The 21,443-nt window shown below is 63.2% G+C and carries 19 protein-coding genes and 1 tRNA gene; 9 read left to right on the plus strand and 11 right to left on the minus strand.

Annotated elements, in window-relative coordinates:
- Window positions 1-16 precede the first annotated feature (16 nt).
- From tsaE to trxA, 6 genes are all read left to right on the plus strand, one after another.
- Window positions 17-472 carry a tRNA (adenosine(37)-N6)-threonylcarbamoyltransferase complex ATPase subunit type 1 TsaE gene (gene tsaE / locus V0U79_RS11180; RefSeq protein WP_330199599.1) on the plus strand — a complete coding sequence of 152 codons (456 nt, stop codon included), beginning with the start codon at window positions 17-19 and terminating at the stop codon, window positions 470-472.
- Window positions 465-1,559: an aminoglycoside phosphotransferase family protein gene (locus tag V0U79_RS11185; RefSeq protein WP_330199600.1), complete on the plus strand. Its 1,095-nt coding sequence runs from the start codon at window positions 465-467 to the stop codon at window positions 1,557-1,559. The genes tsaE and V0U79_RS11185 overlap by 8 nt, the downstream gene beginning before the upstream one ends.
- Entirely contained in the window at window positions 1,556-2,266 is a 711-nt protein-coding gene (locus V0U79_RS11190) for a nucleotidyltransferase family protein (protein WP_330199601.1), read from the plus strand. The genes V0U79_RS11185 and V0U79_RS11190 overlap by 4 nt, the downstream gene beginning before the upstream one ends.
- On the plus strand, window positions 2,263-5,268 hold the full coding sequence (addB, locus tag V0U79_RS11195; protein ID WP_330199602.1) for a double-strand break repair protein AddB: 3,006 nt from the start codon (window positions 2,263-2,265) through the stop codon (window positions 5,266-5,268). Before V0U79_RS11190 ends, addB begins: the two co-directional genes overlap by 4 nt.
- A complete protein-coding gene (locus V0U79_RS11200; protein ID WP_330199603.1) occupies window positions 5,265-8,825 on the plus strand; it encodes a UvrD-helicase domain-containing protein in 3,561 nt (1,186 codons plus the stop codon). The genes addB and V0U79_RS11200 overlap by 4 nt, the downstream gene beginning before the upstream one ends.
- A 79-nt stretch (window positions 8,826-8,904) precedes the next feature.
- A complete protein-coding gene (gene trxA, locus V0U79_RS11205; protein WP_330199604.1) occupies window positions 8,905-9,240 on the plus strand; it encodes a thioredoxin TrxA in 336 nt (111 codons plus the stop codon).
- Window positions 9,241-9,297: 57 nt separating this feature from the next.
- Here the strand turns inward: trxA and V0U79_RS11210 are convergent, their stop codons facing one another.
- The 7 genes from V0U79_RS11210 to aroA form a co-directional block, all read right to left on the minus strand.
- Window positions 9,298-10,614, minus strand: coding sequence for a bifunctional folylpolyglutamate synthase/dihydrofolate synthase (locus V0U79_RS11210; protein ID WP_330199605.1), 1,317 nt, complete (start codon window positions 10,612-10,614; stop codon window positions 9,298-9,300).
- Window positions 10,601-11,500, minus strand: a complete 900-nt coding sequence (accD, locus tag V0U79_RS11215) for an acetyl-CoA carboxylase, carboxyltransferase subunit beta (protein ID WP_330199606.1) — start codon at window positions 11,498-11,500, stop codon at window positions 10,601-10,603. The genes V0U79_RS11210 and accD overlap by 14 nt, the downstream gene beginning before the upstream one ends.
- Window positions 11,501-11,591: 91 nt before the next feature.
- Window positions 11,592-12,224 carry a phosphoribosylanthranilate isomerase gene (locus tag V0U79_RS11220; protein ID WP_330199607.1) on the minus strand — a complete coding sequence of 211 codons (633 nt, stop codon included), beginning with the start codon at window positions 12,222-12,224 and terminating at the stop codon, window positions 11,592-11,594.
- Between the two features lie 15 nt (window positions 12,225-12,239).
- A complete protein-coding gene (gene ihfB, locus V0U79_RS11225) occupies window positions 12,240-12,527 on the minus strand; it encodes an integration host factor subunit beta (protein WP_330199608.1) in 288 nt (95 codons plus the stop codon).
- 130 nt (window positions 12,528-12,657) lie between these two features.
- The gene (gene rpsA, locus V0U79_RS11230) at window positions 12,658-14,550 is read right to left on the minus strand and encodes a 30S ribosomal protein S1 (RefSeq protein WP_330199609.1); all 1,893 of its coding nucleotides are present in this window, start codon (window positions 14,548-14,550) and stop codon (window positions 12,658-12,660) included.
- A gap of 189 nt (window positions 14,551-14,739) precedes the next feature.
- On the minus strand, window positions 14,740-15,378 hold the full coding sequence (gene cmk, locus V0U79_RS11235) for a (d)CMP kinase (protein WP_330199610.1): 639 nt from the start codon (window positions 15,376-15,378) through the stop codon (window positions 14,740-14,742).
- On the minus strand, window positions 15,375-16,718 hold the full coding sequence (aroA, locus tag V0U79_RS11240) for a 3-phosphoshikimate 1-carboxyvinyltransferase (protein WP_330199611.1): 1,344 nt from the start codon (window positions 16,716-16,718) through the stop codon (window positions 15,375-15,377). The genes cmk and aroA overlap by 4 nt, the downstream gene beginning before the upstream one ends.
- A 122-nt stretch (window positions 16,719-16,840) precedes the next feature.
- Here aroA and V0U79_RS11245 point away from each other — a divergent pair, with 122 nt between their 5' ends.
- Together V0U79_RS11245 and V0U79_RS11250 are read left to right on the plus strand one after the other, a co-directional pair.
- Window positions 16,841-17,278 carry a TIGR02300 family protein gene (locus tag V0U79_RS11245; protein ID WP_330199612.1) on the plus strand — a complete coding sequence of 146 codons (438 nt, stop codon included), beginning with the start codon at window positions 16,841-16,843 and terminating at the stop codon, window positions 17,276-17,278.
- Between the two features lie 83 nt (window positions 17,279-17,361).
- Window positions 17,362-17,437, plus strand: a tRNA-Ala gene (locus V0U79_RS11250).
- A gap of 49 nt (window positions 17,438-17,486) precedes the next feature.
- On the opposite strand, the gene V0U79_RS11255 is transcribed toward V0U79_RS11250, so the two are convergent.
- The gene (locus tag V0U79_RS11255) at window positions 17,487-18,272 is read right to left on the minus strand and encodes a MipA/OmpV family protein (RefSeq protein WP_330199613.1); all 786 of its coding nucleotides are present in this window, start codon (window positions 18,270-18,272) and stop codon (window positions 17,487-17,489) included.
- Window positions 18,273-18,371: 99 nt separating this feature from the next.
- Between V0U79_RS11255 and V0U79_RS11260 the strand changes: the two genes are divergently transcribed.
- Entirely contained in the window at window positions 18,372-18,854 is a 483-nt protein-coding gene (locus tag V0U79_RS11260; RefSeq protein WP_330199614.1) for a hypothetical protein, read from the plus strand.
- Here the strand turns inward: V0U79_RS11260 and V0U79_RS11265 are convergent.
- From V0U79_RS11265 to V0U79_RS11275, 3 genes are all read right to left on the minus strand, one after another.
- Entirely contained in the window at window positions 18,851-19,132 is a 282-nt protein-coding gene (locus V0U79_RS11265; RefSeq protein WP_330199615.1) for a 4a-hydroxytetrahydrobiopterin dehydratase, read from the minus strand. The genes V0U79_RS11260 and V0U79_RS11265 overlap by 4 nt on opposite strands.
- 53 nt (window positions 19,133-19,185) lie before the next feature.
- Window positions 19,186-20,220, minus strand: a complete 1,035-nt coding sequence (locus V0U79_RS11270; protein WP_330199616.1) for a CPBP family intramembrane glutamic endopeptidase — start codon at window positions 20,218-20,220, stop codon at window positions 19,186-19,188.
- A gap of 122 nt (window positions 20,221-20,342) precedes the next feature.
- Window positions 20,343-21,425: a helix-turn-helix domain-containing protein gene (locus V0U79_RS11275; protein WP_330199617.1), complete on the minus strand. Its 1,083-nt coding sequence runs from the start codon at window positions 21,423-21,425 to the stop codon at window positions 20,343-20,345.
- Window positions 21,426-21,443: the final 18 nt, after the last annotated feature.

Here is a 21,443-nt window from a genome sequence, read left to right on the forward strand (position 1 = left end):
CACTAATCCGGAGGGCATGGCGACGCCCCGCTCCTTCACGCTCGACAATCCCGCCGCTACCGCGGCGCTGGGCGAACGCCTTGGCCGCGCCCTGTTGCCGGGCGACACCGTGCTTTTACACGGCGATCTGGGCGCCGGGAAAACCACGCTGGCCCGCGGCCTGATCAAATCCCTGTGTGATGTGGATGAAGTACCGAGCCCGACTTTCACCCTGATGCAGCATTACGACACAAATGACGGGCATTGGCTGGTGCATGCCGATCTCTACCGGATCGAGGAGGCCAGCGAGCTCGCTGAGCTGGGGCTGGATGATGTCTTCGATAATGCCATCTGCCTGATCGAATGGCCGGACCGGCTGGGTTCCTACCGGCCTGACCGGCGGATTGATCTGCGGCTGACAACGGACGGCGAGACGCGAATCGCCGAAATTGTGCCGGCTGGAGACTGGGGAGACGGGCTGGATAATGTCTGATCGCGAACTGGAAATCTCTGACTTTCTGAAGACCGCCGGCTGGGGCACGGCCCGTCAGCAGGCCTTTCCCGGGGATGCCTCCACCCGCTCCTATCGCCGCCTGTTCCGGGATGATCACACGGCGGTCCTGATGAACGCTCCGGCGCAGGCCGAGGCGCCCGCCTGTCCGCCCGGCGCATCGCCGGAAGAACGTGCCCGGCTTGGCTACAACGCGCTGGCGCGTCTGGCCGGCCCGAACCTCGCCGCCTTTGCCGGGATCACCGAAGCGCTGACACAGCGGGGCTTTTCCGCGCCGCGCATTCTGGCGGCTGACCTGCCAGCGGGCCTCCTGCTGCTTGAAGATCTGGGCGATGATCTGTTCGCGCACGCCATTCCACGCGGGGCGGATGAGACCGATCTCTATGCGCATGGCGTCGATACGCTGGCAGCGATCTACCGGTCCAGTTTTCCCGCGGAGATGAGTGCGCATGGCGGCCACTGGACCGTCATGGACTATGACGCACCGGCCCTGCTGGCAGAAACCGAGCTTCTGCTCGACTGGTTCATCGGCCGGCATCTGGGGCGCCGTGTCGATGATACGCTGCGGGCCCAATGGGCAGAGGTCTGGACAGCGGCTTTCAGTGCGCTGGAGGCGCATGCGCCCGGCCTCGCCCTGCGCGATTATCATGCGGAGAATCTGATCTGGCTACCGGAGCGCGAAGGCCCTGCGCGGACCGGGCTGATCGACTATCAGGACGCGCTGTTTGTTCACCCGGCCTATGACCTTGTCTCGCTGCTGGAGGATGCCCGCCGCGATGTGCCGTCGGATATCCAGACGACCATGAAGAGCCGCTTCTTTGCTGCTTCCTGCCTCGATAACCGCGAGGCCTTCAATGCCGCCTACGCGGTGCTGGGGGCCCAGCGAAATGCAAAAATCCTCGGTATTTTCGTCCGCCTGGCTGTGCGCGACGGCAAGCCGAAATATCTCGATCTGTTGCCGCGCGTCGCGCGGCATTTCCTAACAGATATCTCGCAGCCCGGGCTTTCAGCCGTCAGGTCGCTGATCCATGATCTGGCCCCCGAGCTGGACGAGGTCGCAGGGAAATGACGCAATTCCGGACAGGCATGGCGCTCGCCGCCGGGCTGGGGACGCGGATGCGCCCGCTGACCGATACCCGGCCCAAGGCGCTGGTCGAGGTCGGCGGTAAAGCCCTGCTGGATCATGTGCTCGACCGGTTTGCAGCCGCGGGTGTGGAACGCGCCATCGTCAATATTCACCATTTTGCCGATCAGATGCGCGCCCATCTCGATGCCCGAACCGGGGTGCCGCACATCCATATCTCGGATGAAAACGAACAGGTGCTGGAAACCGGGGGCGGACTGGTCAAGGCCAGACCCTTGCTGGGCGAACAGCCTTTCCTGCTCTCCAATATCGATGCCATCTGGGAGGAAGGACCGGTGCCTGAGGTAGAGCGCCTGAAAGGCGCGTGGGATAGCAGGACGATGGATGCCCTGCTGCTTCTGGCCCGGCGGGACGCGACACTGGGTTATCACGGAGCTGGCGATTTCTTTCTCGATACGGATGGCCGTGTGCGCCGCAGGGGCGATGCAGCCGAGGCACCCTTCGTCTATGCCGGCACGCAGATCCTCAATCCGGCCGTGATCGACGGATATCCGCAAGAGCCCTTCTCGCTCAACCGGATCTGGGATGCATTGCTGGCGAAAGGCCGGGTGCACGGCCTTGTCATGGAGGCTTTCTGGATGCATGTCGGTGATCCGCAAGCGCGTGAAGCCGCCGAGCAAAGGCTGACATGAGCGGGATCTTTGATACGCCCGCCCCGCGAATTTTCACAACACCGCCGCAGGCGGATTTTCTGAAGCTGCTGGCTGCAACCCTGAAAGCCGAGTTCGGCACGACTCCGGAATCGCTGGCGCAGGTGACCGTGCTGACACCGACGCGGCGCGCCGGGCGCGCGCTCGCCGCGGCCTTCTCCGATATCGACGGAAGCGCGCAGGCGACGCTGTTGCCCCTGATCCGTCCGATCGGCGATGTCGACGCTGACGACCCGCCCTTCGAACCGGGCGAGCTGGCCGGGATTGCGCCGCCGGCCATCAATCCGGTGCGGCGCAGTTTCGAACTCGCCCGGCTGATCCTTGAAAAAGACAGGGCCCAAGGCGGGGAAATGCCGGTTTCCGGGGCCATCACGCTTGCCGGGCCGCTGGCAACGCTGATCGACGACATATGGACGGAAGGCGCGGAAGGCGTTCCGGCTCTGGGCGACCAGATCCGCTCGCTATTGCCGGAGCATTTGCAACAATCGGCGGACTTCGTCGCTATCGTGCTGACCTATTGGCCGGAGCGTCTGAAAGAGCTGGGCTTCAGCGATCCCGCCCAGCGCCGATCCGCCCTGCTTTCGGCGCTGGCCAGACGATGGCGGGAAACGCCCCCGGACGGGCCGGTGATCGCGGCCGGCTCGACAGGGTCCATTCCGGCCGCCGCCGATCTGATGGCCACCATTGCCGGTCTGCCACAAGGCGCTGTGGTTCTGCCGGGTCTTGATCGTGACATGGATGACAAGGCCTGGACTGCGCTGAAGGCAGACGATCAGCATCCTCAGCAGGCCATGCAGGCTTTCCTCGAGAAGGTCGGGCTGGCCCGGCAGGACGTGGCCGACTGGCCGGGCGATGCCGTTACCCGCACCGGGCAGGCACGCCAGCGCGTCATCGCCGAGGCGCTGCGGCCCGCCGAGGAAACCAGCGACTGGCTGAAACGGATCGGCGAACTGGAGGGCAGCTGGGGCGAAGGTTTCCTGAAGAGCGGGTTTTCCGGGCTTTCCCTGATCGAGGCACCGACACCCGAAATGGAAGCTCGCGCTATTGCGCTGGCCTTGCGCGAGACACTGGAAACCCCCGGCAAGACGGCGATGGTTGTCACGCCCGACCGGGGATTGGCCGACCGTGTCCTGTCCGCCATGCGCAGCTATGGCATCGCGCTCGACGATTCCGCCGGGCGTCCGCTCTCCCAGACACCTGCCGGCAGCTTTCTCCGCCTGATCCTCGATGCAGCGCTGGATCCCGGTGCTGCCGCACCGCTGGTGGCACTGTGGGCTTCGCCCTTGTTTGCGCTCGGCGAAGACCGGGGCAGTATCAAGCAGCAACTGGACGGCATCGACATCGCCTTGCGCGGGGCGCGTCCGGGACGGTCTTTCGCCGATGTTTCCAACCGGCTGGAAGACAAATCGCACATCGGGATCCTCCAGCGGCTGACTGCAAGTCTGGAGGCGCTGACCGGAGCTGACCGACCGGTCGCAGATTGGGCGCGCGCTCACGCCGAGGCCGCCGAAGCGCTGGCGGCAACTGACAAGCAGGACGGTGCCCTGCGCCTGTGGAAGAATGAGGATGGCGAGGCCGCAGCCCTGCTTCTGCGTGAGCTGATCACCGAATCGGATGTGCTGCCGAATCTCTCCCTCAGGGCCTATCTTGACCTGTTCGACACGCTGGCGCGCAGCCGGCCCGTCCGGCCACGTGGTGCAGTCCATCCCCGCCTCAGCCTGCTGGGGCCGATCGAGGCCCGTCTGTTGAGCGCCGATCGCGTCATCCTTGCAGGGCTGAACGAAGGCATCTGGCCGGCTGCTCTGGGACAGAATCCATGGATGTCGCGGGGCATGCGCCAGAGCGCCGGCCTGCCACCGCGCGAGAAGCGGCTGGGCCTCGCTGCCCATGATTTCGCGCAGCTGGCCTGTGCGCCGGAGGCCATTCTCACCCGGTCAGCGCGTCAGGATGGCGCCCCTGCCGTGGCGTCGCGCTGGCTCTGGCGCCTTCAGACACTGGCGCGCGGCGCCCTGGGCGCGGACGGTGCGGCATTGAGCCCGGACAGCGATTATATCGGCCTCGCCCATGCACTGGATTTCACCCCGGCTCCGGAACCGGTCCGCGAGCCGCGCCCCTGCCCGCCGGTCAAGGTACGGCCGGACACGCTCTCCGTTACCGAGGTCCGTAACTGGATCCGCGATCCTTATTCGATCTATGCGCGCCGGGTGCTCGGGCTGCGGGCGATCGACGCGCTTGATCAGAACATGCAGGCGGCAGAACGCGGCACAGCCATTCACAAGGCGCTGGAAATGTTCCTGAAGGAGACCGGCTCCGGTCCTTTGCCGAAAACCGCGCTCGAAGACCTGAAATCGCATGGCCGGCAAGCTGCCATCGCCGCGGGCATGGACGAAGCCGAACTGGTGCCGGAGATGATCCGCTTCGAGCGTCTGGCGCAATGGTTTCTCGACTGGGAGGCGAGGCGCCGCGAAACCGGCATTCGCCCGGCGGCGCTGGAATGCTGGGCGGAATGGGCGGTTGGCGACACCGGTTTCACCTTGCGCGGCAAGGCGGACCGGCTGGATTCCCGGCCCGACGGGCGGATCGATATTCTCGATTACAAGACCGGGCGGACGCCGTCTCCCACCGCCACAGCTGCCGGGTTTGAGCCCCAGGCACCGCTGGAAGCGGCCATGGTCCGCGATGGCGCCTTTGACGATCTGGATCCGGCAGAGCCGGGTGATCTGCTTTATCTGCAACTGGGCGGTGGCAGTACGCCGGGGGCGGAGAAGCCGGTCAATCAGGGCCGCAATGCGAAACCCACCGACGAGCTGATGGCCGAGTATGAGGCCGTCCTGCACAAGCTGATCGCGCGCTATCGCCAGGAAGACACGCCCTATCTGTCGCAGATTTTCGCCCAGTTCGAAAACGAGTGGGGCGATTATGACCGGCTGGCCCGGCGGGCAGAGTGGTCGTCCGCCGAGGAAGACAAGGGGGGCGGGTCATGACACCGGAGATCCGTCACGCCTCGCAGCAACAGACGCTGGCTGCACAGCCCGACCATCATATCCATGTCGAGGCCAATGCCGGTTCCGGCAAGACCCGTGTACTGGTGAGCCGCGTCGCCCGGCTGCTGCTGGCCAAGACCCCGCCAGACAAGATCTTGTGCCTGACCTATACCAAGGCCGCGGCCGGAGAGATGAAATCGCGCCTGTTCGACCGGCTGGGCAAATGGTCGATCGCCGATGATGCGGCTCTGACGGGAGAGCTCAACGCGCTTCACAATGTGGAAGGCGAGACCTATTCGCGAGAGGAGCTGGCCGATGCAAGGCGGCTGTTTGCCCGCGCCCTCGAAACACCGGGCGGGCTGGCGGTGCAGACCATTCATGCCTTCTGCCAGTCGCTGCTGCAACGTTTCCCGCTCGAGGCCGGACTGCCACCGGGTTTCGAGGTCGCCGATGATAGCGAAACCCGCGCCATCGCCGCCGAGGCACGGCGGGGGCTTTTGTTGTCCGCGGCAGCCGATGACCGCCTGCAGAGCGCACTCGAAGCCATCCAGTCACGGGGCACGGACAGTTTCGACCTGATCGTGCGGATGGCAGCAGGGCAAAGAGCGGATTTCACGAAAGTGCTTCGCGAGAAGGGCGAGGACGGGCTGCGAGCGGATTTGCGAGCCGAACTGGGCGTTTCCGGAAATGCCAGCGCCGCTGGCCTGAGGGAGAGCGGCTGGAGCGAGGCGCCGCATGAAGCGCTGAAATCTGCTGCCCTGACGATGCAGACCGGCAAAGCCACGGATCAGAAAGCGGCCGGGCTGATCCTGGCCGCTCTGGCGGCCAGCGATAAAGCGCAGGCGCTGGAGATGATTTCCGGTGTCTATTTCACCCAGAAGGGCGAGCTACGGAAAAGTTTCTGTACCAAGGACATAAGGGAAGGTTTTCCGGCGATCGATGCCTTGTTGAACCAGGAGGCCGCCAGACTGGCCGATCTGCGTCAGCAGATCGCCGCAGCGGAAATGGCCGAAGCCTCCGAAGCCGCCAACACGATCGCGGCCGATTATGTCCGCCGCTACGAACAGGGATTGCGGGCCCGGCGCCGGCTGGATTATTCCGACCTGATCGCCTTTGCCGTCGATCTGCTGGAAAACGCCGGAGCGCGCGACTGGGTGCGCTACAAGATGGATGCCGGGATTGACCATGTGCTGGTCGATGAGGCGCAGGACAATGCGCCCGAGCAATGGCGGGTGATCGGAGCGCTGGTCGAGGAATTCTTTGCCGGTAGCGGAATCGAGCGGGGACAGGCCAAGACGGTGTTCACCGTCGGTGACGAGAAACAGTCCATCTATTCCTTTCAGGGGGCAGAGCCGAAACGTTTCCTGGAATGGGGAGCGCGCGTTCGTCAGCAGGCACTGGAAGCTGCACAATTGTTCGAGACGCCGCCCCTCTCGGTTTCCTTCCGCTCGTCGAACGTCATCCTCGAAGCCGTTGATGCGGCTTTCGAGCCGGAAAGACTGCTCGGCGAAACCCGGGCTGTGCGGCATGCCCCCGAGACCAAATTCGCCGGATCCGAAACTCTTACAGCCAGCGGATACAGCCCCGCGCTGGAGGCTTTCGAGCGCTATCAGACTCACCAGGCAGCCTGGACGGAGCGGCCTGGCCTGGTGGAATTCTGGCCGGCCGTCCCGGCCTTTGCCAAAGCCGATCATCCTGATCCGGCGGCCCCGGTTGACCGGGAAAGCGCAATGAGCCCGCCCCACCGGTTGGCGTTGCTGGTGGCGCAGGAGATCCGGCGCATTCTGGATGATGGCGATGCCGTTCATGATGAAGAGACCAGGGCGCTGCGGCCCGCCGAGCCGAAGGACATCATGGTGCTGGTCACACGGCGGTCCGGCTTTTTCCGCGAGCTGATCCGGCGGCTGAAACAGCTTGGCGTGCCGGTCGCGGGAGCTGACCGCATGGTGCTGACCGAGGAGCTGGCAGTACAGGACCTGATCAATCTGGCGGAAGTAGCGCTGAACCCGCTGGATGATCTGAAACTGGCGGAGTTTCTGAAAACACCCTTCCTTGATCCCGTAGCTGCCCCTGCGCCGATCAATGAGGACGCGCTCTACCGGCTGGCGCACGGGCGCAAGGGCGCTCTGTGGGATGCGCTGCGCGACAGTTCCGACCCTGTCCTGGCCGAAGCAAAAACCGCGTTGATGCGCGCCCGCGCCCGGATCGGTACAGCGGGAGTCTATGGATTTTTCGCTGATTTCCTCAATGAGCGTTCAGCCACAGGCGAAACCCGGCAAAAGCGCCTGTTTGCAAGGCTGGGCGAGGAGGCACGCGATCCGGTCGAGGAATTCCTGGCGCGCTCGATTGCCTATGAACAGCAGGCGATGGCTTCTCTGCCCGGCTTCATTGCCGAGCTGAAGGCGGGCGAAGGCCAGATCAAACGTGAAATGGATGAGGGCCGCGGCGAGGTCCGGGTGATGACCGTCCATGGCTCGAAAGGGCTGGAAGCCCCGATCGTCATCCTGCCGGATACGACCACGAAAGCGCGTGTCCGCGCCGAACGCCGGGTGTATTTCGAGGACAGGTTCGGCATCGTCTGGGCGCCCTCCGGTGATATCCAGCCAGAGCTGTCAGACCGGCTGAAGCAGAATGATGAAATTCGCGCGGAAGGGGAAAATGCAAGACTGCTCTATGTCGCCCTGACGCGCGCCAGTGACCGGCTTCTGGTCTGTGGCTGGAAGCGCTTCGCGGCACCGGGCCGAATCGATGAACGCAGCTGGTACGAGCGTCTGGATACTTTGTGGCAGGGCGAGGGCTGGGAGAGCGTCGAAACGCCGGTTGAAGACGAGGACGGAAACCGTCTGGAAGGACGCTGGCGCGGTATGCGTCCGGAAAAGATGGGCCGCGCGGAGCGCCTTCGGGCACAAATTGACCTGCCTCCCTGGGCGCTGGCCCCGGCTCTGCCGGAAACCGGCAAAGGCCGCACGGTCGCACCTTCCCATCTTGCGGATGAGGACGATACACCCGTCCTGTCGCCTCTGGCAGGCGATATGAGCCATCGCTTCCGGCGCGGTTCATTGATCCACAAGCTTCTGGAAACCCTGCCCGATTTGCCGCCAGACCGGCGGGAAGAGGCGGCCATGGCCTATCTGTCCATGCAGGCCGATCTGGACACAGCACAGCGGGCTGACATTGCGCAGGAAACTCTGAATGTACTGGCCCATTCGGAATTCGCGCCGCTATTCGGTCCGGGCAGCCTGGCGGAAGTTTCCCTGACGGGCAGCGCGCCGGGCCTGCCCGACGGTCTCGTGCTCAACGGTCAGGTCGACCGTCTGGTCATCACCGATCACGAGATTCTGATCCTCGATTACAAGACCAATCGTCCGCCGCCGACGGACGCCAGGGATGTTCCACGCCTTTATCTGGCCCAGATGGCCGCCTACCAAGCGCTTCTCAGAGCGATACATCCTGGCAAGTCCGTACGCTGTGCTTTGCTCTGGACCGATGGTCCCAGGCTGATGGAACTGGACGATGCCGCCCTGAAATCCGCTCTCGCAGCGGGAGTGAAAGCTTGACGGTTGGCGCGGCAATTCCTAGGTCACGCCCGAATTCGAATTCCGCACGCCGGGATTCGCCAACCAGAGGAGAGTAGCGATGGCGACCATAGCGGTCAGCGACGACTCGTTCGAGAGCGACGTTCTGAAAGCCGACAAGCCGGTCCTGGTGGATTTCTGGGCTGAATGGTGTGGCCCCTGCAAGCAGATCGGCCCGGCCCTGGAAGAACTCGCAGCAGAAATGTCGGGCGAGATCACCATTGCCAAGGTCAATATCGACGAAAACCCGATGACGCCGGGCAAGTATGGCGTGCGCGGCATCCCGACGCTGATGATTTTCCGCGGCGGTGAAGTGGCCTCGACCAAGATCGGCGCCATGGCCAAGGGCCGCATCGAGGAATGGATCAAGGAAACGCTGGTTTCGGCCGCCGCCTAGATCCGGTTCCCATACCGAATTGAGAAAGGGCTCGCCAATCGGCGGGCCCTTTTTCTTTCAGCCGCTGGTCGCGTGCGGCGTGATACCGGCATTGAGGCCCAGCACCTCGCCGGCCAGATAGAGCGAACCACAGATCAGGATGCGCGGCGCGAGATCATCGCGCGTGGCGTCGGCAATGGCCGAGAAGAGATCGGTATTGGCCTCGGCTGTCAGGCCGGCCTTGCGGGCTGCCTTCACGATTTCTGCCGGCGGTTGCGAGCCGCCCCTGCCGCCAGAGAATGAAATCGCCTGCACCCGCCGGGCGAGCCCCTGGAAATGATCGAGATAGCCCCGGGCATCCTTGTTCGGTGAAAAGGCGCAGATCAGCATGAGCGGACGCGGGGAACGTGCTTCAAGATCGGCCATGGCGCGCGCCAGCGCCTGTCCCGCCGCTTCATTATGCCCGCCATCCAGCCAGACTTCCGCGTCACCGGCCGCGTCCACGACGGGCCCTGATGTCAGCCGCTGCAGGCGGGCCGGCCAGCTGACAGCTTCCAGCCCTTCGCGCACGGCGGGCTCCCCGAACCCGGCGGCGCGGGCGGCAGCAACGGCTATACCGGCATTGATGATCTGGTGCTCGCCTTCCAGCGCCGGGCGCGGCAGATCCCAGAGCAGGTTTTCTTCCTCATAGACAAGGCGGCCCTGCTCGCTCCAGGCGCGATAATCCCGCCCCCATTGGCGAAGCGGGGCTCCGATCGCATTCGCGATGGCCCCGATCCGGTCCTCGGCTTCAGGCCGCTGCGGGCCGATAATGGCCGGCACGCCTTTCTTGATAATACCGGCTTTCTCACCGGCTATTCCGGCAATATCGCTGCCGAGGAATTCGGCATGATCCAGGCTGACGGGCGTGATGACCGTGACGGCCGGCGCTGGAATGACATTGGTCGCATCGAACCGTCCGCCCAGACCAACTTCAAGGATCAGCCGGTCTGCGGGTGTCTCGGAGAACAGCAGGAAGGCGGCTGCCGTGGTGATCTCGAAAAAGGTGATCGGCGCACCGTCATTGACCGCCTCACAGCGGGCAAAGGCATCGGTCAGGCGTTTGTCATCGACGATGTCTCCGGCCAGCACGATACGCTCGTTGAAGCGGACCAGATGCGGCGAGGTATAGACGTGGACGCGCTCGCCCGCGGCTTCTGCCATCGCCCGCAGGCTGGCACACACCGATCCCTTGCCGTTGGTTCCGGCGACATGGATGACCGGCGGCAGGCGGTGGTGCGGGTTGCCGAGTTTTTCCAGCAGGGCTTCGAGCCGGCCCAGCGAGAGGTCGATCTTCTTGGGGTGAAGCGCAGCAAGCCGGTCGAGAACCGGCTGCAATCCGTCAGTCTTCGGCATAGTCGGCCGGAGCCGTATTGCGGCGCAGCGCCGGCGTGTTCGATCCGCCGCGTTTCATCAGCGTGCGCAGCATGCGGCCGAGCACGTCCCGCAAGTCACGGCGATGGACGACGCGGTCGATCATGCCCTTCTCCAGAACATATTCGGCGGTCTGGAAATCATCCGGCAGTTTCTCGCGGATGGTCTGTTCGATCACGCGGCGGCCGGCAAAGCCGATCATCGCGCCGGGTTCGGCAATGTGGACATCGCCCAGCATGGCATAGGACGCTGTCACCCCGCCCGTGGTCGGGTCGGTGAGGATAACGATATAGGGCAGGCCGGCCTCGTTGAGGTCCCGCACGGCCAGCGTTGTGCGCGGCATCTGCATCAGGGAGAGACAGCCTTCCTGCATGCGGGCGCCGCCGGCGGCGGTGAAGGCAATCAACGGGGTGCGCTCGGCCAGAGCCGCGTCGGCCGCGGTGATGAAGGCCTCACCGGCGGCCATGCCCAGCGATCCGCCCATAAAGGCAAAATCCTGAACCAGAACCGTAGACGGCACGCCGCCGATCGAACCCTGGGCGATCGCCATGGCATCGTCGCGTCCGGTCTTCTTGCGGGCAGCGGACAGGCGCGAGGTATAGGCTTTGTCGTCCTTGAACTTCAGCGGGTCTTTTGGGACTTCCGGTGTGTCCAGCGTCTTCCAGTCGCCGTCAAAGGTGAATTTGAAGCGGTGCTCGGGACCGATCCGCATGTGATGGCCGGCGGGCGTGACAAACATGCCGGCCTCGAGGTCCTTGTGGAACACCATCTCGCCGGAGATCGGGCACTTCATCCAGAGATTTTCCGGCGTGTCGCGCTTGGCAAACATTTTCGAAACGCCCGGGGTGATGCGGTCCAGCCAGCTCATGACAATCCTGCTTATGACGCAGCGCGACGCACTGCCGACAAACTTATCCTGCCTTCTAACGCATTTTCCGTGCCGCCGTCATGGGTGGTGTTCAGGCGGGGGCTGAAGGGCGTGGAGCAGACGAACGTAGCGCGCTTGCAAACGCCTTCATCCTGGCCGCTGATTTCTGTCCGGGCATATCCTCAATCCCCGCGGAAACACTGACAGCGCTGGCGCCCGTAAGCGCTACGGCCTCACGGACATTATCTGCCGTCAGCCCGCCGGACAAAATCCAGGGTGTGCTGAACTTCGGGGCTGCCGGCCAGGCCCTGTCATCCCTGATCGGGACCTGCAGGTCGAAGAGGATGATATCTGCCGCGCCATGGTAGGCCTCCGCCGCTTTCAGATCCTCCGGCCCGGCGACCCGGATGGCTTTGATCACGCCCTTTCCGGCAAACCGGCGGACTGCGGCCGTGCGGGCCGGGCTTTCACTTCCATGCAGCTGGATCCATTCGGGCGCAAAGTCCGCCCTGACATGCGACAGCAAATCATCGCCAGCATCGTATGTGACGGAGACCGCTTCTACGACGTTCAAGGCCGGGCGAAACGCCTCAGCGGCATCATCGGGGTCCATATGGTCAGGATGGTCCGCGGAATGGACAAAACCGGCCCAGCGAGCCCGCAAATCGATTGCGGTCCACACATCATTTCGCGTCCGCAGGCCGCAGAATTTGATGTCAGTCATGGAAAAGCAGAATGCCTACTTCGCAGAGGCGTCGACCCGCTCGCGCAATTCCTTGCCGGTCTTGAAGAAGGGCACATGCTTGTCCTTCACCGAGACCGATGCGCCGGTGCGCGGATTACGTCCTTCGCGGGCTCTCCGGTGGCGGACGGAGAAGGCTCCGAAGCCGCGCAACTCGACCCGGTCGCCCCGGGCCAGTGCATCACCGATCTCGTCGAAGACCGCGTTCACAACGCGCTCGACATCCCGCTGGAACAAGTTCGGATTTTCCTCGGCCAATCTGGCAATGAGTTCCGACTTGATCATGGAAGGGTCTCCCTGCGCTGTGGAGCGGTAAGTTGCGCCAGCCCAGCTGTGAGAGTCAATGAAAGATAACAAGAAAAAGGCCGGGCATTTGCATGCCCGGCCCCATCCTGTTGCCAAAAGGTCAACCGGATTACTTGCCCGCACCAGCCTTTACGGCTTCGCGGACCTCGGCGACCTTCGCTGACTTCACGATGTCGATACCGTTGGCTTCAGCGTATTCAACCAGCTGGGCCTTGGTCATCTTGTCGAAGTCGACGGCGTCGTCACCAGCGTCTTCAGCCTTGGCCTCGGCCTTCTTGGCCGCCGGCTTCTTGGCTTCTGCCGGTTCCGCATCGCCCTGTTGCTTCAGAGCTGCGCCGAGAATGTCACCCAGCGAAGCGCCCGAGTCGGACGAGCCATATTGTTCGACTGCCTCTTTCTCCTCGGCAATCTGAAGCGCCTTGATGGAGAGCGAGACACGGCGCGAGCCCTTGTCGATATTGGTGACCTTGGCGTCGATCTTGTCGCCGACAGCGAAACGTTCCGGACGCTGCTCGTCGCGGTCGCGCGAGAGGTCGGACTTGCGGATGAAGGACTTCATGCCGCTGTCATCGCCGAAGGTGACCTCGATACCACCCGAGGTGATCTCGCTGACCGTGACGGTGATGGTCTGGCCCTTGCGGACACCGCTATCATCCATCGGATCGCCAGCCAGCTGCTTGATGCCGAGGGAGACGCGCTCCTTGTCGACGTCAATGTCCAGCACCTTGGCTTTCACGATATCGCCCTTGTTGTAGTCGGCGACAGCTGCATCGCCAGACTTGTTCCAGTCGATGTCGGAGAGGTGAACCATGCCGTCGATCTCGTCGTCGATACCGACAAAGAGGCCGAATTCAGTGATGTTCTTGATCTCGCCCTCGACGGTGGAACCGATCGGATGCTTCTCGGCCAGCATATCCCACGGATTGCGCTGGGTCTGCTTGATGCCGAGCGAGATGCGGCGCTTCTCGCTGTCGACGTCCAGGACCATGACGTCCACTTCCTCAGAGGTGGAAACGATCTTGCCCGGATGCACGTTCTTCTTCGTCCACGACATTTCGGACACGTGCACCAGGCCTTCGACACCCGGCTCCAGTTCCACGAAAGCGCCGTATTCGGCGATATTCGTGACGCGGCCCTTGAAGGTGGCGTTGACCGGGTATTTCGCGGCGATGCCTTCCCACGGGTCGGACATCAGCTGCTTCATGCCCAGAGAGATACGCTGGGTTTCCGGGTTGATGCGGATGATCTGGACCTTGACGGTCTGGCCAACTTCCACAACCTCGGACGGGTGGCCAACTCGGCTCCACGACATGTCAGTGACGTGCAGCAGGCCATCAATGCCACCGAGATCCACGAATGCACCGTAATCGGTGATGTTCTTGACGACGCCTTCGCGGGCTTCACCCTCGGCCAGCTGGCCGACCAGCTCGGCACGCTGTTCAGCGCGGGATTCTTCCAGAACGGCACGGCGCGAAACCACGATGTTGCCGCGCGGACGGTCCATTTTCAGAATGGCGAAAGGCTGCTCGATATTCATCAGCGGGCCAACATCGCGGACCGGACGGATATCGACCTGTGAACCCGGCAGGAAGGCCGACGCGCCGCCGAGGTCGACGGTGAAGCCGCCCTTGACGCGGCCGACAATGGCACCATTGACCGGCTCTTTCTTGTCGAAAGCCTTCTCGAGGCGATCCCAGCTTTCCTCGCGGCGCGCCTTGTCGCGCGAGATGACGGCATCGCCGAGCGCATTCTCGATACGCTCAAGGTAAACTTCTACATCATCGCCAACGGACGGAGCAGTCGAGCCCGGGCCGGTGAACTCCCGCAGCGGGATACGGCCTTCGGTCTTGAGACCGACATCAACGGTGACGAAATCATTTTCGACCGCGGTCACGCGGCCTTTGACAACAGTGCCCTCGGCGAGATCCTGCCCGGCAAAGCTGGCTTCCAGCATTGCCGCGAAATCATCGCGGGACGGAGATGAGGTTTGAACGTCAGACATGGTTTGGAGAAACTCCGGTATGAAATGATATTCCGGCCGGCCGGTTGTTTCCGGCGGTCTTGCCTTCAGGGCCAATTTCATACGCGCTATGCCGCAAGATGCGGCGGGTTGATCAATGGACGTCGCAAACGATCAGCTCCAACGGGCGGGGAGTCCCGGTCCAGGGCCTGAACGTCTGTGAAGTCCGGCTTAGGTGCGCGGCGCGGCGTCCGTCTTGTTCTGAACGATGCGGACGGCCTCGGCGAGCGTGGCGTCTATACTCAAATGAGTCGTATCCAGCAAGATGGCATCCTCTGCCCGCATCAGCGGCGCTGTCTCGCGCGAGGAGTCCCGGCGGTCGCGTTCGTCGAGCTGGCGGCGGATTTCCTCGAGGCTGACGGTGTCGCCTCTGGCCGCCAGTTCGCGCCAGCGGCGCTCGGCGCGAACAGCCGGATCGGCATCAACATAGAATTTCACATCAGCGTGCGGACACACCACTGTGCCGATATCGCGCCCGTCGAGCACGGCTCCCCCGGGCTGTTCGGCAAACCGCTTTTGCAGATCAAACAGCGCGTCGCGAACACCTTGCTGCACCGCCACGACGGACGCTGCCGCGCCGGCCTCCGCGGTACGGATGGCATTCTCGGCGATGGCCGAAGGGTCCAGCGCGCGGGCCGCCGCCCGGGCTGTCTCCGGGTCACGCGGATCCCCGCCTGCCGACAGGACCGCCACAGCCACGGCGCGATAAAGCGCACCTGTGTCCAGATGGGGCAGGCCGAAATGCCGCGCCAGTCCGCGCGCGACCGTGCCCTTTCCCGAAGCCAGCGTTCCATCGACTGCAATGATCATCCGAGCGGCTCTATCATGGCGCCCAGCGCTTTCATATCCCGGATGAAGCCGGGATAGCTGGTGGCAATCATCCCCGCCTTGTCGACGGTCACGGCGGCGCCCGATACGGTCCCCAGAACCAGCGATGCCATGGCGATGCGGTGATCGCCTTCGGTCTCGACCGCCGCACCGCCCCCGACGTTCCCGCCGCCATCAATGATCAGATCATCGCCGGCAATCTCGGTCTCCACCCCATTGGCGCGCAGCAAATTCCAGGTCGCGGCGAGACGGTCGCTTTCCTTGGCCCGCAACTCGGCCAGACCGCGCAAGCGGGACACACCTGATGCAAAGGCGCAGGCGACAGCGAGGATCGGATATTCATCAATAAGGTCCGGCGCAATGTCCGGTTCAAGATCAATGGCGTTCAGTTGTGAGGCCCGCACACGCATGTCCGCGACCGCTTCGCCAGCCGCCATTCCCGCCGGCGTGAAGCTGATATCGGCGCCCATGCGTTCCAGCACCCGATAGAGGCCGGTACGCGCCGGGTTGGTCATGACATTGCGCAGGGTGATGTCCGAGCCCGGCCGGATCAGTGCTGCCACCGTCGCAAAAGCGGCTGAGGAGGGATCACCCGGCACGATCAGGTCCGTCGCCGTCAAGGCTTGTGGTCCATCGAGCCGGATGATGGCGCCGTCGCCATCACGCTCCGTTGAAACCTTCGCGCCGAAAAGACCCAGCATGGTCTCGGTGTGATTCCTGGTCAGGCGGCTCTCTCGGACAACGGTCTCCCCCCTCGCGCCCAGACCGGCCAGCAAGATGGCGGATTTCACCTGCGCCGAGGCAATTGGTGGCGCATAATCAATGCCGGTCAGAGGTCCGCCTTCCAGCGTGACCGGCAATCGGCCATCCTCCGACCGGCTGGCGGCTCCCATTTGCGCGAGCGGATCAAGCACGCGCCGCATGGGGCGGGAAGACAGGCTTTCATCCCCGGTGAAAACAGCCGGAATTCCGGCACCCGCGACCGCCCCCATGGTGAGGCGAACGCCGGTTCCGGAATTTCCGAAGTCCAGGGGCGCTTCCGGCGGCGACCAGAGCCCGGCGCAACCGGTAACGGTCCAGATGTTCGCGTCGCTAACCGGCCAACTTATGTCGGCGCCCAGCGCTTCCATCGCCCGGGCGGTCGCCAGAACATCGTCAGAGGTCAGCAGGCCGGTAATATGAGTGACGCCACGGGCCAATGCGGCGAGGATCAACGCCCTGTGCGAGACCGATTTGTCACCGGGCGCATCAAGCACGCCACGCAGTGGCTGACCGCGCCTGGCACGGGCCCGGGTCAGGGCTTGCATTTCAAGATGGGGCATGGTGGCGACGTCCAAATTTCCGGTCAGCAGACATAGGCTTTTGACAGGAGGCGGGGAACGTGGCAACGACGCGCGCCGAAACCACTGCTCATCGGCCCACACCACTATCCAGGGGGATCGTCATGGCCAAACCCGATCTCGGTGAAAAACGCCTCTGCCCGGAATGCAGCGCCAAGTTCTATGATCTGAACAAGGACCCGGCGCATTGCCCGAAATGCGATCATGAATTCTCGCCGGAAGCCGTGGCTCCGGTGACCAGCCGCGCGCCTGCGCCCGAACGGTCGAACGAGAAGGATGATCAGACCGACGACAAGGACGAGGATGAAGACGAGGAAGAGGACGACGTTCCTGAACTCGACGATGCCGAGGTTCCGTCGCTGGACGATGATGATGACGACGACGACGATGATGACGATGACGATTCGTCGGATGACATCCCCGAAGGCTTTGATGAGGACGATGTCGATCTCGACGATGACGACGATGACGACGTGCTTCTCGACGATGATGAAGACGATGATGATTTCGGCATCAGCGGCGAAGAGGATGATGATGATTAAGCCGCGCTAAAGCGGCTTGATCACGGCGCGGGCTTTGACTAGTTTCCGCGCCTCTCGCCGACCCAAGGGCGGGAAAGAGTTACGGGGCTATAGCTCAGTTGGGAGAGCGCTTGCATGGCATGCAAGAGGTCGTCGGTTCGATTCCGACTAGCTCCACCAGATCAAACCCCGCGCTGAAAGGCGCGGGGTTTTTGCTTGAGGGCTCGCGCTAGAAACGGCGCCCGATCCCAAGGCCGGCGAAGTACTGCATTTCGTCGCCGCGAATCGTCACGATCGGGCTGTCGGCATAATCCCCCTGCAGGCGGCTGGCGCTGAAAATCCCGGTCACCGACCAATTGTCCGTGACCTGCTGATCGAGGAGGAATGTCAGACCAATGTCCTGCAGACCACTCTGCGCGGTGAACACGGGAAGACCGCTGGCCAGCGCGCCGACATTGCTGACGGAAAAAAGTGCGTCAGCATAGTCATCGGGCGTACCCGAGATCGACAGATTGGCGATCAGGAGAGTGGTGCGGGAAAGCGGGGTGGCATAGGCCGCAGAGCCCGACCAGAAGACGCCGGAATATTCGCCCGTGACATCCATTCCGAGGCGGCCGCTTACATACAGCCGGTCAAAGGGCGTCAGCAGACCATCGGCGACCTGGTAGCGAACGAAACCGCCCGCAACGATGCCGCTATCGGCTTCCGGCAGCAGGTCGACGATGACATCGCCGGTATCGTCATCACGCCCGCCATAATAGCGGACATAGGCGCCCGCCTCGACAGGCCCCTGATTGAGGAAGCTGGCCGAAAGCCCCGGCCCTTCAACCTGCAAGACGACATCACCGGTACGGACCCGGCCCGCGGCAAACGGAATGAAGCGATAGCTGTCCGCCCCCGGAGATTCCGGCAGGGCCGCGATTCCGACGGCAACGAAATTCGGCGCGCCGCCCTCGTCCTGGGCAAAGGCAGGCGCAGACATGAGGCAGGCGGCCATAACGAACAGACGGAACATGAGTATCTCCTGACAGATTCACCCCGTGCTTACGTTGCCTAATGAAAAATGGATTGGCCGCGAACGCTTATTTTACCGTGATGGCTTAAGACGAGGCCCATGAAAAAGATCCTGCCCGCCCTCGTCTCGATGCTGCTTCTGGCAACGCCTGCCACCGCCCTGGGTGGCGGAGGCGGTGGTGGCGGCGGCAATGAGGGCGGTGGCAGTCATGGTGCCTCGAGCGAGGAAGGCTCCGGCGGCGGCCGGCGCCATCGCATCCTGACCACATCAGATGGCTATGTCCCGCTGGATCCGCTGACCGCAACTGTCCATTCCGACTTCCGCCTGCGCGGCGTGATGCATATCGAGGCCGGGCTGGAAATTCCGGACAATCGTCTGCGCCAGCGCGCCGAGCGGCTGATGCCGCGCCTGCGCGATCGCTATGTGTCGGCGCTGGCGATGTATGCGGGCTCGAACTACAGCTATGGCGAAGTGCCGGATGCGGACCGGATTTCCGAGCTGCTGCAGCAGGCCACCGATGAGGCGCTGGGCGAAGAGGGCGCGGACATCCTCCTCGGCATGGTGATCATTCACGCCAATTAGGGCGCAATCGAATCCATGAAACGCGCCAGTTCGAGATCGAGCGTGGTGACGCCGTCGGCATCATGCGTGGCCAGCAGGACATTGACGCGATTATAGACGTTGAACCATTCCGGATGGTGATCCATCTGGTCTGCCCGCAAAGCGACCCGTGTCATGAAGCCGAACGCCTCGTTGAAATCGGAAAAATGATATTCCCGTGTGATGGCATCGCGGCCCTCGACAGCGTTCCAGCCCGTCAGTTCCGCGATCGCTTTCGCGGCTCCGATTTTCTCTGCCATGCCTGCCTCCCGCATAATCAGCGGGAGGCAGCATGCCGATTGGCGGGGCCGGATCAAGTCTTGGATTGCCGCCAGCGTGAACGCCAGGCCAGCCCCAGAAGAAGAGCCGCCACAAGCACAGCGGCGCCGATCCATATCGCATAGGCCTGGAACATCATGGCCAGCACGGCCAGTGCGATGACCGGCGCCAGGATGGCCAGCGCCTGAAGAGTTGACCAGCGGAAGAACAGGCCGGACCACTGGCCCAGTTCACGGCGGATCGGTTTGAAGAAGACAATGAACAGGACAAGCGCCAGCGCCAGCTGAAGCCCACCCAGCCAGGCGTCTGCCGGAAAATTGGTGATTGCATGGCCAATGACCGCCGGCCAGACTGTGCCAGTGCGAACCGTCGCAAAGGCAAAGGCGAAGCTGGCGATGATTACCGAGAGGCCGGTGGCGATCATCGCCGGGTCCGTGGAAGCGTACTGCACATGCAGCAGAGCGAAGGGCAAAGCTGTGAAAAGGATCGCCGCACCGGGCGCCAGCGTTTCTGTCAGACGGCCAATGGCATAGCTGCGCCAGGTCAGTTCCTCGACGATCGGCACCAGACCGAAACTACCGACAAACAGGAAGATCCAGTAGCTGGTATCATGGGGCGCTTCGCGCAGGGCGGCCCAGATCGGCGTATCCTGTCCGATTGGGGCGACTTCCTGAAGGAAAAGGACAAGCGTACCGGGCGCCCCCGCAATCAGGCCCAGAGCGATGCCCCATTTGAGAATTCCGGCCGTGGAGAGCGAGCCCTTTCCCAGCGCGTAGCTGCGGGCCGAACGGCGCCCGCGCAGCAATCCGAATACCAGGGCGAGGCCAAGGAGGACGCCATATTGCAGGGCAAACATCCGCAGAATCGTCCAGCTGCCAGCCATCAGGTCCGGCTCGGCACCCTCCAGACCGAGCGCCTCGCCCAGAGAGGGCGTGATAAATTGCTGGGCCAGTACGGCCGCAAGTGTGGACGCTCCGATGACGGCGACCACTTCGAACCCGCCACCCAGGGCACGCAGAAAGGCAAAGCGCCGGTTTTCCGGCTGGAAAGCGGCTTCAGGGCGGTTCATTTCAGGTCTCCAGTTCGACAGGATCAGACGTCGAAGCGGAGACAATCCCAAACGCATCAGCGCGTCGTCCGGAGCCTTGAAAAAAGACTGACAGGACGCTCATTTTGTTTTAATTCAATGACTTATATGTGCGCGACAGATTTCCGCCAAGCTGCCGGCGTGGTCGACAGTTCACGCCGGAAAGCCTCGTACATGGCGGATTTTGAGCCAAAGCCAGCATCCAGTCCCAGCGCCAGCGTCGTTACCCGCTCATTGGCCGGATCGCGCGCGAGGTTTTCCATCTCCTTCAGCCGGGCACGCAGAACTGCATCATGGAAATTTGTCGATCCGCCGATCCGGAATGCCCGGGTCAGCCGGTCGGGTCCCCAACCCAGTTCATCGGCAAGGCGAGGTGCGGTGAGATCCGGATCAAGAAACAGCCGCGTTTCCGCCAGCTGTGACCGGGCGCGCTCATAATCTGCCTTCGCCGCGTCAAAATCGATATTCGCGGTTTCAACCTGACGCGCCGTGGCGAGAAAAACCCCCGGACGGGTAAGCCCCCGATGGGCGACATAGACGAGCTGCAATATCTGGAAGCCGAGTACAGCGGCGACATACTGGTCCAGCGGCAGAAAGGCGAAGAAGGCATTGAGAAAGGCCAGCAGGGAAATGGCCGAGACGGCGAGCGAGGAGATCGCCCAGATGCGGATCCATCCCGGATCCACACTTCCGAGGTTGGAATAGCGGTCCTTGGCGCGCCGGCGGGCCCGCCCTGCGATCCTCAAAGCCGCAATCGGCCAGGCCATGGACGCCAGAAGCGCAGCCGGCGGGACGATGAAAAGCCAGACGGGCGGTTGCTCGACAATGATTGCACCGGAGCGGACATCGAGATCGACCAGCAAGGGTAACAGCAACAACAAGCCGGTGATCACACCAATCGCCACGCCCTGATTCTTCAGCCCGAGGGGCTGGCCCGCCATTGCCCTTGCATAGACCAGTTGGGCCGGACCAAGGCTGAACAGGAAGATTTGCCCTGCCGAAAGAAGGACAATCGGCCAAAAAGCCGGAAATCCGGTGCTGATGGCGACAACAAGGAAGGATGCTGCCTGAGCGCCGAACCAGGCCGCCAGTGAGGCATCGGGTGTCCTGAAGGGCCGCTTGGCCGCCAGAACCGCCAGCAGGAAGAGGCAGACGGCCGCACCCGATATGGTCAAGCTCAGGATCATCGCTTTCCCGGCACTCCT

The sequence above is a fragment of the Hyphobacterium lacteum genome (genome assembly GCF_036330345.1).
GTDB lineage: Bacteria > Pseudomonadota > Alphaproteobacteria > Caulobacterales > Maricaulaceae > Hyphobacterium > Hyphobacterium lacteum.

What these genes read in the sequence shown, in the direction of transcription:
- V0U79_RS11200 (WP_330199603.1), top strand. Translation starts at nt 5,265, where the DNA reads ATGACACCGGAGATCCGTCACGCCTCGCAGCAACAGACGCTGGCTGCA.
- V0U79_RS11260 (WP_330199614.1), top strand. Translation starts at nt 18,372, where the DNA reads ATGAAAAAGATCCTGCCCGCCCTCGTCTCGATGCTGCTTCTGGCAACG.
- cmk (WP_330199610.1), bottom strand. Translation starts at nt 15,378, where the DNA reads ATGATCATTGCAGTCGATGGAACGCTGGCTTCGGGAAAGGGCACGGTC.
- V0U79_RS11185 (WP_330199600.1), top strand. Translation starts at nt 465, where the DNA reads ATGTCTGATCGCGAACTGGAAATCTCTGACTTTCTGAAGACCGCCGGC.
- addB (WP_330199602.1), top strand. Translation starts at nt 2,263, where the DNA reads ATGAGCGGGATCTTTGATACGCCCGCCCCGCGAATTTTCACAACACCG.
- accD (WP_330199606.1), bottom strand. Translation starts at nt 11,500, where the DNA reads ATGAGCTGGCTGGACCGCATCACCCCGGGCGTTTCGAAAATGTTTGCC.
- V0U79_RS11270 (WP_330199616.1), bottom strand. Translation starts at nt 20,220, where the DNA reads ATGAACCGCCCTGAAGCCGCTTTCCAGCCGGAAAACCGGCGCTTTGCC.
- V0U79_RS11190 (WP_330199601.1), top strand. Translation starts at nt 1,556, where the DNA reads ATGACGCAATTCCGGACAGGCATGGCGCTCGCCGCCGGGCTGGGGACG.
- V0U79_RS11220 (WP_330199607.1), bottom strand. Translation starts at nt 12,224, where the DNA reads ATGACTGACATCAAATTCTGCGGCCTGCGGACGCGAAATGATGTGTGG.
- V0U79_RS11245 (WP_330199612.1), top strand. Translation starts at nt 16,841, where the DNA reads ATGGCCAAACCCGATCTCGGTGAAAAACGCCTCTGCCCGGAATGCAGC.
- V0U79_RS11255 (WP_330199613.1), bottom strand. Translation starts at nt 18,272, where the DNA reads ATGTTCCGTCTGTTCGTTATGGCCGCCTGCCTCATGTCTGCGCCTGCC.
- tsaE (WP_330199599.1), top strand. Translation starts at nt 17, where the DNA reads ATGGCGACGCCCCGCTCCTTCACGCTCGACAATCCCGCCGCTACCGCG.
- V0U79_RS11265 (WP_330199615.1), bottom strand. Translation starts at nt 19,132, where the DNA reads ATGGCAGAGAAAATCGGAGCCGCGAAAGCGATCGCGGAACTGACGGGC.
- rpsA (WP_330199609.1), bottom strand. Translation starts at nt 14,550, where the DNA reads ATGTCTGACGTTCAAACCTCATCTCCGTCCCGCGATGATTTCGCGGCA.
- V0U79_RS11275 (WP_330199617.1), bottom strand. Translation starts at nt 21,425, where the DNA reads ATGATCCTGAGCTTGACCATATCGGGTGCGGCCGTCTGCCTCTTCCTG.
- trxA (WP_330199604.1), top strand. Translation starts at nt 8,905, where the DNA reads ATGGCGACCATAGCGGTCAGCGACGACTCGTTCGAGAGCGACGTTCTG.
- ihfB (WP_330199608.1), bottom strand. Translation starts at nt 12,527, where the DNA reads ATGATCAAGTCGGAACTCATTGCCAGATTGGCCGAGGAAAATCCGAAC.
- aroA (WP_330199611.1), bottom strand. Translation starts at nt 16,718, where the DNA reads ATGCCCCATCTTGAAATGCAAGCCCTGACCCGGGCCCGTGCCAGGCGC.
- V0U79_RS11210 (WP_330199605.1), bottom strand. Translation starts at nt 10,614, where the DNA reads ATGCCGAAGACTGACGGATTGCAGCCGGTTCTCGACCGGCTTGCTGCG.